The sequence below is a fragment of the Bacillus changyiensis genome, assembly GCF_027706145.1.
In the GTDB taxonomy this organism is placed as follows: domain Bacteria; phylum Bacillota; class Bacilli; order Bacillales; family Bacillaceae; genus Bacillus; species Bacillus changyiensis.
Genome location: NZ_JAQFWW010000001.1, coordinates 283689 through 295819, shown reverse-complemented (window position 1 = coordinate 295819; position 12131 = coordinate 283689). Strand labels below are relative to the sequence as shown.

The 12131-nt window shown below is 38.0% G+C and carries 11 protein-coding genes and 1 pseudogene; 4 read left to right on the top strand and 8 right to left on the bottom strand.

Features of this window, described 5'->3' with window-relative positions; genetic code table 11:
* Positions 1–38: 38 nt before the first annotated feature.
* A pseudogene (locus PDT38_RS19365) lies at positions 39–379 on the top strand (DUF2512 family protein).
* 24 nt (positions 380–403) lie between these two features.
* Here PDT38_RS19365 and PDT38_RS01585 read toward each other — a convergent pair.
* The 4 genes from PDT38_RS01585 to PDT38_RS01570 all read right to left on the bottom strand — a co-directional run bounded on the left by PDT38_RS01585 (position 404) and on the right by PDT38_RS01570 (position 2122).
* Positions 404–1027, bottom strand: coding sequence for an FMN-dependent NADH-azoreductase (locus PDT38_RS01585; RefSeq protein WP_270798526.1), 624 nt, complete (start codon positions 1025–1027; stop codon positions 404–406).
* Between the two features lie 140 nt (positions 1028–1167).
* Complete coding sequence (locus tag PDT38_RS01580) at positions 1168–1512, bottom strand: PH domain-containing protein (protein WP_270798525.1); 345 nt, start codon at positions 1510–1512, stop codon at positions 1168–1170.
* Positions 1513–1725: 213 nt separating this feature from the next.
* A complete protein-coding gene (locus PDT38_RS01575; RefSeq protein ID WP_270798524.1) occupies positions 1726–1851 on the bottom strand; it encodes a DUF4025 domain-containing protein in 126 nt (41 codons plus the stop codon).
* A 67-nt stretch (positions 1852–1918) separates the two neighbouring features.
* Entirely contained in the window at positions 1919–2122 is a 204-nt protein-coding gene (locus PDT38_RS01570) for a DUF6501 family protein (RefSeq protein WP_270798523.1), read from the bottom strand.
* A 249-nt stretch (positions 2123–2371) separates the two neighbouring features.
* Here PDT38_RS01570 and PDT38_RS01565 point away from each other — a divergent pair, with 249 nt between their 5' ends.
* On the top strand, positions 2372–3856 hold the full coding sequence (locus PDT38_RS01565) for an aldehyde dehydrogenase family protein (RefSeq protein WP_270798522.1): 1485 nt from the start codon (positions 2372–2374) through the stop codon (positions 3854–3856).
* A 52-nt stretch (positions 3857–3908) separates the two neighbouring features.
* Here PDT38_RS01565 and PDT38_RS01560 read toward each other — a convergent pair whose 3' ends face one another.
* Together PDT38_RS01560 and PDT38_RS01555 are read right to left on the bottom strand one after the other, a co-directional pair.
* Positions 3909–4469 (bottom strand): TetR/AcrR family transcriptional regulator, encoded by a 561-nt coding sequence (locus PDT38_RS01560; RefSeq protein ID WP_270798521.1) that lies wholly within the window; start codon positions 4467–4469, stop codon positions 3909–3911.
* Positions 4450–5337, bottom strand: coding sequence for an SDR family oxidoreductase (locus PDT38_RS01555; protein WP_270798518.1), 888 nt, complete (start codon positions 5335–5337; stop codon positions 4450–4452). The genes PDT38_RS01560 and PDT38_RS01555 overlap by 20 nt, the downstream gene beginning before the upstream one ends.
* 140 nt (positions 5338–5477) lie before the next feature.
* Between PDT38_RS01555 and PDT38_RS01550 the strand changes: the two genes are divergently transcribed.
* On the top strand, positions 5478–7352 hold the full coding sequence (locus PDT38_RS01550) for a terpene cyclase/mutase family protein (protein ID WP_270798516.1): 1875 nt from the start codon (positions 5478–5480) through the stop codon (positions 7350–7352).
* A complete protein-coding gene (locus PDT38_RS01545) occupies positions 7349–8176 on the top strand; it encodes a superoxide dismutase (protein WP_270798515.1) in 828 nt (275 codons plus the stop codon). The genes PDT38_RS01550 and PDT38_RS01545 overlap by 4 nt, the downstream gene beginning before the upstream one ends.
* 506 nt (positions 8177–8682) lie before the next feature.
* On the opposite strand, the gene PDT38_RS01540 is transcribed toward PDT38_RS01545, so the two are convergent.
* Together PDT38_RS01540 and PDT38_RS01535 are read right to left on the bottom strand one after the other, a co-directional pair.
* Complete coding sequence (locus tag PDT38_RS01540) at positions 8683–10215, bottom strand: ABC-F family ATP-binding cassette domain-containing protein (RefSeq protein ID WP_270800086.1); 1533 nt, start codon at positions 10213–10215, stop codon at positions 8683–8685.
* A gap of 507 nt (positions 10216–10722) precedes the next feature.
* A complete protein-coding gene (locus PDT38_RS01535; RefSeq protein WP_270798514.1) occupies positions 10723–12066 on the bottom strand; it encodes a sodium-dependent transporter in 1344 nt (447 codons plus the stop codon).
* Positions 12067–12131: the final 65 nt, after the last annotated feature.

The following is a 12131-nucleotide window of genomic DNA, read 5'->3' as shown; positions in this document are numbered from 1 at the left end:
CATCGCAAGCCTTGTTTTTTGGCGTTCCATTAGTTGATATGGTTGCCCTTACTTTAGTATTAGGCGTCGTCTCTTACTTAGTTGGCGATCTTTTCTTACTGCCGAGAACCAATAATATGACAGCAACAATTGGAGATTTTGGTCTTTCAATTGTTTTAATCTGGGCTATTCTTGGTATGCAGAACAATCCTCCGTATGCTTCTTTAGCTTTAGTGTCTCTCGCGCTTTTGAATATTTCTTTCATCTTTATATGACGGCAAATGTTTTAGACGTACACTTAAATGAAAAGCGGGAAAACAGAGGCGTACTACAATACCAACGTGAGGCAGGGGAAGAACTTTATCCAGTCTCACCTTCAAAAAAGCATGATAAAGAATAAGCCTGCACTTTGGCAGGCTTACTCTTAAAAAATGGCTGCTACTTTTTTCGCTTCTGTCAAACCGTCTTCAATCATTTTTTGTGCTTGATCTGGCGCTGCATTGTGACCTTCAATCACAATGGTGTGCAAGTTTTCAACACCGAAGAAACCCATTACTGTTTTCATGTAATTTAATGACATTTCCATCGCGGCCATCGGTCCTTCAGAATAAATACCGCCTCTTGCATTTAATAATACGACTTTCTTATCATTCATTAATCCTTTGGGACCTTCAGGAGTGTATGTAAACGTGACTCCTGCACGTGATAAATAATCGATATAAGTATGAAGTACCGCTGGTACAGTAAAATTCCAAAGTGGAAAAGCAAACACAATTTTATCCGCTTGGATAAACTGGTTTAGATACCGATCAGCAACTGCAACTGCTTCCGTTTCATCTTTTGTCAGTTCCATCCCCTTGCCTTTTTTAAATGTTCCATTAATCATATTTCGTCCGAGATATGGTAGGTTTTCTTGATATAGATCAAGTTCTATAATCTCTTCGTCTGGATGACTTTCTTTAAAGCTGTTAAGAAATGCATTGTAAAGTTTTACAGAGACAGCTTCCTCTGCTGTTCGATCATTTGCTTTTACGAATAAAATGGACATATTGTTTTCCTCCCCATGCTAACTTTTTGTTATCTACTTACTAATAGTATGTTACTTTCTTTTATTTGTAATGTCAACTATTTATTTCTGCAAAAATAAAAAAACCGTTCTTTCGCCGAAGCGTTGAACAGTTTTTCATATTATCCACATAAGTATTTTGTTATAAGCGCTTGAATTTCAAGGATGTCGGTATCTTTCGAAAATTCAAGATCAAAGACCTTACTGCTTGTCATCAGTATAAGAGCGGTGTCAGGACTAAACATGCTTACTTCCCTGATTGCAAAACCTTCAATTGAATGATAAGGAAGGCAAACACGTACTTTCTTTTTGGAAAACAGTTTATTGTCAAAAAAGATCATCCGCTTGTTTGTAAAACAAATTTGATCAATTTTTAGCTTACAAACAAGTTCAATTTTTTCTCCTTCGATAAGCAGCGGCTCAAACTTTTTTCCATCCGCTGTTTTACTAGCTGAAAAAACGCCCAATACAATACCCCTCTTTCTATATGTACAATTTATGATATACAACATATACGAGTTCCGGTTTTAAATTTATATTTTCATCTTAAGTTTTGTGTCTTATTCATTAGTACGCTGATTAAGGAGCTAAAGTTTCACTTTTTAATTGTTTTTTTTGTTTCATTTAAGCGTATTTTTTTCCAGCACAAAAGCCCGCAGAAAGACAGATCTTTCTGCGGACTAATTACGGTCTTCGTCTTCAATTGTACCTTCTATGTATGTGTCTGAAATCTGTTCTTCCGTTATAGAGATACCTTCTCTTTTTTCTTTCTGAGTTCCTTCGCCTAGGTTTTTACTTTTTTCCATGAACTCACCTCTTCATTCTTAGATTATCAATTAGTATTGATGATCTGGATGAGATTCATTCAAGGGCTTATATCTCTTCAAAATATTCCTTATAAAAACCTGCGATTTTGTTTGTATTATCGATGATAAATAAAAACTCTTCGGTTTCATTTTTCACCTCGTATATTTTTCCAACAGTCAGTGCTCTGTTCACAATGTATTTTTTTGCATCTGTGTGAACACATTTCACTTTTTTTAATGTTTGATTATTCTGCCACTTTTCATGAATCATACCAATGTCTCCTTTTTAAAAAACGATATCGTTTCCATTTTATCGTTTTTTCGTAGAAATGCAATGTCGTGTTGCTAGGCATCAATATTGATTTCATTTCCCTCTCTATTATAGAATGGTGGTATGCAGTTCCAAAATTAGTAATAAACCCCACTACCGCAGGTGTAATGACCCCAACACTGAACAAACCAGCAACAAAGAGACTCACATCAGGACAGGCTAAAATTTAAAGGAGGTTTGTTTACAAACATGAGTTCTTTAACAATGCAGGTCAGTAAAAAGCTGGAGTCATTTTTGGAAGGCACAAAAAAACTTTACATTAATGGGGAATTTGTACCAAGCACTCTAAACAAAACATTCGAAACCCCCAATCCTGCAACAGGAGAAACACTTGCCACCCTATATGAAGCAGGAGTAGAAGATGTTGATAAAGCAGTGAAGGCGGCAAGAGAAGCTTTTGACCATGGGGAATGGAGGACGATGGATCCGGCTGAGAGAAGTCGGCTGATGTACAAACTCGCCGATCTGATGGAGGAACATAAAATCGAATTGGCCCAGCTTGAAACCCTTGATAATGGAAAACCGATTGGTGAAACGACAGTTGCTGACCTTCCGCTGTCAATTGAACACATGCGTTATTATGCTGGCTGGGTAACGAAAATAACTGGGCAAACTATTCCTGTAAATGGAGCTTATTTTAACTATACACGCCATGAACCTGTCGGTGTCGTTGGACAAATCATTCCTTGGAATTTCCCACTTTTGATGGCCATGTGGAAAATGGGAGCTGCCTTAGCTACTGGCTGTACGATTGTTTTAAAACCTGCTGAACAGACGCCTCTTTCTGCCCTATATTTGGCAGAACTAATTGATCAAGCTGGTTTTCCAAAAGGTGTGATTAACATCATCCCAGGCTTTGGTGAAACTGCTGGGGAAGCGCTTACTAGTCATGATCTTGTTGATAAACTAGCATTTACAGGCTCCACTGAAATCGGTAAGAAAATCATGGAGAAAGCCTCAAAAACGCTCAAGCGCGTCACCCTTGAGCTTGGCGGAAAATCACCAAACATCATCCTTCCTGATGCAGATTTAAACAAAGCAATTCCAGGAGCATTAGCAGGTGTCATGTTTAATCAAGGGCAGGTATGTAGTGCTGGTTCTCGGGTATTCATTCAAAAAGATCATTATGACAAAGTTGTCGAAGAAATGGTTTCTTACAGCAAATCAATGCGTCAGGGTGCCGGCCTTCACGAAGATACACAACTGGGACCGCTTGTCAGCAAAGAACAGCATGAGCGAGTGCTTTCTTATATTGAAAAAGGAAGCCTTGAAGGAGCAAAAATCGCCACAGGCGGAACATGCCCTTATGAACAAGGATACTTCGTCTCTCCGACAGTATTTAGTCATGTTGATGATGACATGACAATTGCTAAAGAAGAAATCTTCGGGCCTGTCCTAGCAGCCATTCCATATGACACAATTGACGAAGTGATTGATCGTGCCAATGGAACGGAGTATGGACTTGCTGCAGGTGTTTGGACAGAAAACCTCAAAAACGCTCATCATATTGCCGACCAACTTCAAGCGGGGACGGTTTGGGTCAATTGTTATAATGTCTTTGATGCAGCCTCCCCGTTTGGCGGTTATAAGCAATCTGGCCTTGGACGTGAAATGGGCTCATATGCTTTAAACAATTATACAGAAGTTAAAAGTGTGTGGATGAATCTCGGCTAGTCATTCAGACAAAAAAGCACCGTTCTCTGTTTGGAGCGGTGCTTTTCCCTACTTACTTGAAAATCATGGCCGTCATTTGTTTCCAAAGTTCAAGTAGTTGTTCTTCATCACGGAGCAAGTGACAGTGAACGATAAAACCGATTGCCAGCATATCCAGCATGTAAAGCTGACGAGTCATGTCGTCTTCTCCTTTTCTAACAATTTCTGTTGCTGCGATGTTTTGCTTAACTAACTTAGTAAAAATCGATTGAAATGCTTGTTTTAATTCCTCATCAATAAAACTTTTACTGATACATAAAAACAATAAATAATAATGTTCATTTTGTTCTCGAACAGAATAAAAAATATGCTGTCCTAAGTCTTCAACAATTTCTTCCATGCTTGTCGCGTGTTGTAGAGGCATGTCACGTAAACACCGTTCAAATGCGTATATGGCTACTTCCTTTATCAGCTCATTAATATTGGGGAAATAATGATAAAAACTGCCTTTACTAACATCTGCTTCTTTAATAATCTTGTTAACCCCTATTTTTTCAAATCCTTCTCTTACAATAAAGGCTTTCGCCGCATTCAAAATATGTTCCTTTGTTTGTTCACCTTTTATCGTGGACATGTTCAGCAATCTCCTTAAAGTATGTTTTTAAATCATGTCTTCCATATAAAGGGGCAACTGCCTCTTCTGTCATCCCGTCTAGAAAAAACTTGATCAATGCATATTGCTTTCGACTGATTATCTTAAAAAATGGAAGTAAAGCCTTTAAGAGTGCAACAGGAATGTGCAATAACTTCTGCTTTTTATGACAGACCTGAAAAGCGATCTCTGCAATCTCGACATGCCGATAAATATTGGGACCGCCAATGTCAAGTTCCTTCTGATCATGATGCAAGACGGAATGAACACAAAACTGAGCAAGGTCTGCACCATGAATGGGATTCATTTGTTTCATCCCATCTCCTATTAAAACAACTCTTCCTTTTTGTGCCATTTTCAAGAACTCACTCATATCAGAAAAATATCCCGTCGGTTTTACAATGATGAAATTCATTCCTGAATTTTTAAGTTCTTTAACAAATCTTTGCTTTGCTTCAGCAATCGGATTGTTCATTTCGTCCCCTTTATAAACATGAATATACATAAACTTACGAACATTCGCTTTTTGCGCTTCTTCAAGCAGATGAAGGTTTCCTAAATAATCGACATTATGAAAGGTAAGACTTCCTTTCTGCCGTGTTAAGCCAATCGTTGAGCAAACAATATCAATTCCCTTGCAGACCCCCTTTAATGAATCAGGGGCTGTCACATCACCTACCACAACTTCGTCAATCAGGTCTGAGACGGCAGGCTCCAAAAAAGGCCCTGACATCATTAATTTTTGTTTATTCCTGACAAGTACCCGAACTTCATAACCTTTTTGTTTAAAAGCTTGTACTAAATATCTCCCTAGATATCCTGATGCACCTGCGACTAAAACCTTTTGCATAAAAATCGCTCTCCTTAAATGATATATATCTATTTTAGACCAATCAGTCTATTTTTTCAATGCTGTAGCGAGCTTTTCAATATCTTCATTGCATGACACATTCATTCTGCGAATACAGTAATATGAAGGAGATGAAGCAAATGCACTCTATAGTAGAAGAAGCAAAGGCTTTTCAACAAAACATATTGACAGAACTTCAAAACAAACAAAACCCAAACGGATCGTGGACGTTTTGTTTTGAAGGTTCAGTCATGACGAATAGTTTTTTCATTCTTCTGTTGACTTCTCTCAAAGAGCCTAATTCCACTCTGATTGCCAGTCTAGCAAAACGAATCAAATCAAAACAAAGTGAAGATGGAGCGTTTCGAAATTATCCTGATGAAGAGCATGGCAATTTAACTGCCACAGTACAAGGCTATATAGGAATGCTCGCTTCAGGTATATATAGTAGAAATGACCCACACATGCAAAAAGCGGAATTATTCATTAAATCAAATGGCGGCTTAAAAGGTGTCCATTTTATGACAAAATGGATGCTTGCCGCAAATGGGCTTTATCCGTGGCCGACATTATATATCCCAATGTCCTTTTTACTGATCCCCACTCATTTCCCATTACATATCTATCATTTCAGCACTTACGCAAGAATTCATTTTATACCGATGGCGATCACGTTAAATTTGAAATACTCTTTAAAAAATGAAGCAATTGGTTCACTTGACCACTTAGATCAAAACATGTCAAAAAATCCATTAGATTGGTTGAGTTTTCGTTTATTTGACAAAAGAAGTTTTTACTCTTTTCAATTCCAATGGAAAGAACTTTTTAAGTGGCCAGCACACCTTCACCGGCTCGGCTTTGAGATAGGGAAAAAGTATATGGTCGACAGAATTGAAGAAGATGGGACCCTGTACAGCTATGCAAGTGCAACGATCTTCATGATTTACAGCTTGCTTGCACTCGGAATGTCAAGACACTCACCTTTGATCCGAAAAGCACTTAGTGGGATCAAAAGTTTGGTGACTCCATGTAGTGGTAACGGTCTTTATTTGGAAAACTCAACTTCAACGGTCTGGGATACAGCTTTATTGAGCTATGCGATTCAGGAAACAGGAGTTTCGCAAAACAGTTCTGCCGTCTCACTTGCTACAGCATATCTTACAAAAAGACAACACCAGAAAAAAGCTGATTGGGCTGTCTCCAATCCATTTGTTAAACCGGGAGGCTGGGGATTTTCCGATCTTAACACAAATAATCCTGATTTAGACGATACAGCTGCAGCGTTAAAAGCGATTCCCATTCAAGGTCAGCCAACTGATTGGAACAGGGGCCTTGTCTGGCTATTATCAATGCAAAACAATGATGGTGGCTTTGCTGCATTTGAAAAGAATGTCTATCATCCAGTGATTAGACATTTGCCGCTTGAATCAGCTACCGAGGCTGCGGTTGATCCGTCTACAGCTGATTTGACTGGCCGTATTCTTCATTTTCTGGGGGGAAAAGTGGGCTTTACAAAAGAACATCCCATTGTAAAACGCGCTTTGGCTTGGCTTTATCAACATCAGGAAAAAAACGGATCATGGTATGGGCGTTGGGGAGTTTGCTATATTTACGGAACATGGGCGGCTCTGACGGGAATGAAAGCCGTCGGAGTTAAGAAAGACCATCCATCCGTTAAAAAAGCTTTAGCTTGGCTGAAGTCAATTCAGCTTGATGATGGCAGTTGGAGTGAATCATGTAAAAGCTGTGAAATTAAACAATTTGTGCCCCTTCTCTCTGGCACAACAGTTCAAACAGCATGGGCACTGGAAGCTTTGCTTCAATATGAAGATCCCTGTGACCCATTGATCAAAAAAGCAATTCGCTTTCTCATTGATACTCAACATGTCGATTACCCGACTGGAATTGGTCTTCCCAAACAGTTTTATATTCGCTATCATAGCTATCCCTTTGTATTTTCATTACTTGCTACAAGTGCATTTATAAAACAAATTGAAAAGAGGGAAAAACATTGAATAGAGAGGTATACAAAAAAGAAATCATGTCGTGGGCAGAAAACATAAAAGAACAAGTGAAAGATGGTGCATGTTTAGACGATCTTTTTCGATCATTAGCTGATCCAGCTTCAACAGAACACGAATGGCATGAACAAGCAACGATCGTTTATGATACGCTCGAGCGAAGTTCTTTAGGAAATCAGAAACGGTATGAAACGGTTCCGATCGGCGGCCACCGCCTACCAAAGCTCCCCTACTCTTACTCAGCACTTGAACCTTACATTTCCAAAGACATTATGTACCTTCATCATACAAAACATCACCAAGGCTATGTCGATGGTCTGAATAAGGCTGAACGAGAACTTCAAAAAGCGCGGCAAAATAATCAGTTCGAGCTTGTCAATCATTGGGAAAGAGAGCTTGCTTTTCATGGCGCAGGTCATTATTTACACACCATTTTTTGGTATGCAATGCATCCGCAAGGTAAAAGAAAGCCGACTGGTGAACTATTAGAAATGATCAATCGTTCGTTTGGTAGTTATGCGGCCTTTAAAAAGCACTTTTCCGAAGCTGCGAAACATGTAGAAGGGGTCGGTTGGGCTATTCTCGTTTGGGCTCCTCGCTCCCAACGTTTAGAGATTTTGATCGCAGAAAAACATCAACTCATGAGCCAGTGGGATGTGATTCCTTTGCTTCCACTTGATGTATGGGAACATGCTTACTATCTACAATATAAGAATGAAAAAGCCAAGTACGTTGATAATTGGTGGAACGTTGTTGATTGGCGGGAACCGGAAAGACGTTTTGCCATAGCAAAACGTGTTCAATGGGAGCCTTTTTAATCAGTGGGTAACCAATGAAGCTGTCTTAAAACGCGAAAAGGGCATCGACTCCATATTTTCAACCTTTTTCAAACCGTAACGAACTGCTTGCTTGATCGATCAATAATGATATTAGCAGAATCTATAGGTTTTTCTAACTTCTATATCATGTTCTTCAGCAGTCATCCATAAATCTTTCCAAAGATGACGTTTGCCTTACCATCACGTTCAGGCTGCAAACCGAAAATTTATAGCAAAATCTTCATGAGATAATGATGATGATCAGTCCACTTGCAGGTACATGATGCCATTCTGCCGCTGATCTTTATCCCAAACATATCTCTGATATTTAGTATTTTGATTTTTTCTCAATGGTTCTAACACGTGCGTTTTCACACGTTCACAGTCCCAATCTCCAAAGATAACAGTAAAAATACCATCACAAATGAAAATCGTCCAAAAGATGTATTCATATGTGCGAATCATGATTTCCGCACATATGAATCAACTATATTGATAAATAATGATCACATGCTGTCATTTTCTATATTGAAAATTTGATCTGCCCAATCTCGGTAAAAATTCTCTTCGTGAGAAACTAGTAGTACACTGCCTTTAAACTGGATTAAAGCAGTTCGTAAAGATTCTTTCGCGTCTGCATCCAGATGATTTGTGGGCTCATCTAAAATAAGAAAATTACAAGGAGAAAGTAGCAAACTACACAATTTCACTTTTGATTGCTCTCCACCACTTAATGTGCTCATTTCTTGTGAAACATTCTTATCTTTTACGCCAGTTCGTGATAGATGATGTCGAATCTCCTTTACATTCAGTTTAGGAAACTGTTCTGAAAGGATTTGGAGAGGCGTTAGTGATCCGTTGTTCCAGTTTAAATCTTGCTCATAATATCCCACTTTTATTTGATTTGAAAATTGAAAATAACCTGAAATGGCTGGGATATGACCTACTAAAGTTTTTAATAAAGTTGATTTCCCAACCCCATTAAACCCTGTAATGATCACTTTTTGTCCACCCATAACTGAAAAATTCAGTTTTGGTAAAAGCACTGAGTCATAGCCCACTTCAAGGTCTTGGATTGTGAGTACCGTATGTGATGAAATAGGGACTTCATTAAACTGAATGCACAGCTTTTGAGTTAATGGAGGTGGAGCGATCCTTTCTATCCTTTCTAATTGTTTTCTACGTCCTTTTGCTATTTTTGAGTTATTCCCTGCGATATTTTTTCGAATATATTCTTCAGTTTTTTCAATCTTTTTTTGCTGAGCATGATATCGACGAATATAATCTCGTTGTAAATGTTCTTTTTGCCTTAGAAAATCTGAATATTTGCCATTATACTTTTTGATTGTTCCAAATTCTATGTCACATATACAGGAAGATACTTTTTCTAAAAAAGCAAAGTCATGGGAAACGACAATAAAAGCACCAGCAAACACTTCTAAATCATGTGCTAGCCATTCCACATGTTCCTGATCAAGGAAGTTTGTAGGCTCGTCTAGCAATAGTATATTTGGTTTTTCCAATAACAGTTTGGCTAAAATGACCTTGGCACGTTGTCCACCACTTAACTCTTGAATCTTTCGATTGATTCCAATTGCATCTATACCTAGGCCGACAGCAATTCTATTTATGTTGCGATCTATTGAATAAAAGTCGTTAGCTTCCAGTTGTTCTTGGTATGTTGCTGCTTGCAGTAATTGTTCAGTATCACCAGTCATATCTTGGTATAGTCTGTTCATTTTACTCTCAATCTCAAACAAATCCGCAAACGCCGTTTTGAGGTATTCCTCAACCGTATCATTTAGATTGATTTCAGCATATTGGTCTAAATGTCCGATTTTAATATTGGGTTGCCATTTGATCTCCCCTTCATCTGGCATTATCTCTCCCAGCAATATTTTTATTAAAGTACTTTTCCCAGTGCCGTTTTGCCCAACGAGCCCCATATGTTCGCCCTTATACAAGTCAAAAAAGGCATTTTTATATAAAGTTTTGTCTGCAAAAGAGTGTGATAAATGTTCAACTTTCAGTAAGCTCACCATCATTCCTTCTTTCCTAAAAAATAAAAAAGCAGAGGGCCATGTTTTTTGACATTGGCCCTCTGCTTTGTAATGTGTCATGCTTTTAACAAAACCAATTTGATGTAAAACTCAGGTTGGTTTTTGCTACAAACACAAAGGACCATAGACAAAGCATTGTCTATGGTCCTTAATCTATTGTTTCATCAGCAAATAGCCATGACTTAATAAGCATAGTAAAAACTATCCTTTTTATGGACTATTCAACCGATGAATATAAGAAGCATTATGCTCCTTGATTAAGCTCCGTACAACGCTTCATCGTATACATTTGTACAGAGCAAAGTTTTCTAACGAGTTTTACAAATTTTATATAAAGCATTTTGAAACACCTTCCTTAATAGGAATTTTAAATCAAATGATAATGAATGACAAGTTGAAATTTACATTTCTTCGTTTGCAAAAACATAAAAAAGCTTGTCGATAAGCCGTTTTTGACGACTTTTATCGACAAGCTAATAGGTTGAGTTATTTAAAAACACCGATTACATCCAAGAAAACGATGATGATGACAACTGGTGCTACATAACGTATTAATAAAAGCCAAACGGCAAACGCCTTTCTACTGATTGACGATCCTTGCTTTAACTCAGCAAACAGCTCGTCCTTTGGTATTTTCAAAGGAACAAACACAGCGATTAATAAGGCCCCAATAGGCATTAAAATATTACTGACAAGATAGTCTGCCGCATCAAAGAATGATAGGTTGAAAATTGTTAAATGATGTAGGACACTAAATGATAAAGCAGAAGGAATGCCAAGTAAAAAGATCGCAATTCCTCCTATCCATGCAAACAACTTTCTTTTTCTCGTATTTCCTTTAGAAAGAGAAGAAACGAGAATTTCCAACATGGAAAAGGCTGAAGTCAATGTTGCAAATAAAAACAAAATCAAGAAAGCTAATAAGAAGACAATCCCAAACGGCAGTTTTTGAAAAACGGATGGCAGAACATTAAATAAGAGCATCGGTCCTGCGTCAGGTTTTAAGCCAAATGAGAATACAGCTGGGAAAATCGCAATTCCCGCAAGAACAGCAACAGAGACATTTAATAGTGTAACCGAAACAGCTGATTGAACTAAATTTTCTTTTTTGGATAAATATGAGCTGTATGTCACCATCACCGAAACCCCAACACTAAGTGAGAAAAATGCCTGTCCCATTGCAAATAAAATCGTACTCGTACTGATATGTGAAAAGTCTGGTTTTAGGAAAAACTCAAGTCCTTCCATTGAACCATCAAGTGTGACAGAGCGGATAATCAGCAGCAAAAAAATAATAAAAAGTGCAGGCATCATAATTTTGCTTGCTTTTTCAATACCGCTTTCGACTCCTTTTGCAACGACTACAATTGTAATGATGATAAACAGTAGCTGACTAGCGAGAACAAGATAAGGGTTGGCAATTGTTGAATTAAATAGCCCTGCATAATCTGGACTTCTTAACAGTTCCCCTGTTATCCCTTTGAATATATAAATGATAATCCAGCCACCAACAACACTATAAAAAGATAATAGAATAAAACAAGTAATAATACCGAGTCGACCGATCCAATGCCAAAGTGAACCAGGAGCGAGCTCTCGATAGGACTCAACAGCATCTTTTTGAGTCTTTCTACCGATAATAAATTCTGCAATTAATAAAGGAAGCCCCACTAATAAAGTAAAGAGAATAAAAATAAGTAAAAATGCTCCACCGCCACTTGTCCCTGCAACATATGGGAACTTCCAAATTGCGCCAAGTCCAATTGCCGAACCTGCTGATGCTAAAATAAATCCAAGCTTTGATGACCATACATTTTGTTTGTCTTCCACTAAAGCACCTCTTCTTCTAAAAACTATATTCCAAATGATTACCCACAAGTTCTCATTTTAAAAAT

Excerpts from the sequence above, each read along its gene's own strand:
- PDT38_RS01585 (WP_270798526.1), bottom strand. The coding sequence starts at position 1,027 with ATGTCCATTTTATTCGTAAAAGCAAATGATCGAACAGCAGAGGAAGCT.
- PDT38_RS01575 (WP_270798524.1), bottom strand. The coding sequence starts at position 1,851 with ATGGAAAAAAGTAAAAACCTAGGCGAAGGAACTCAGAAAGAAAAAAGA.
- PDT38_RS01570 (WP_270798523.1), bottom strand. The coding sequence starts at position 2,122 with ATGATTCATGAAAAGTGGCAGAATAATCAAACATTAAAAAAAGTGAAA.
- PDT38_RS01565 (WP_270798522.1), top strand. The coding sequence starts at position 2,372 with ATGAGTTCTTTAACAATGCAGGTCAGTAAAAAGCTGGAGTCATTTTTG.
- PDT38_RS01560 (WP_270798521.1), bottom strand. The coding sequence starts at position 4,469 with ATGTCCACGATAAAAGGTGAACAAACAAAGGAACATATTTTGAATGCG.
- PDT38_RS01555 (WP_270798518.1), bottom strand. The coding sequence starts at position 5,337 with ATGCAAAAGGTTTTAGTCGCAGGTGCATCAGGATATCTAGGGAGATAT.
- PDT38_RS01550 (WP_270798516.1), top strand. The coding sequence starts at position 5,478 with ATGCACTCTATAGTAGAAGAAGCAAAGGCTTTTCAACAAAACATATTG.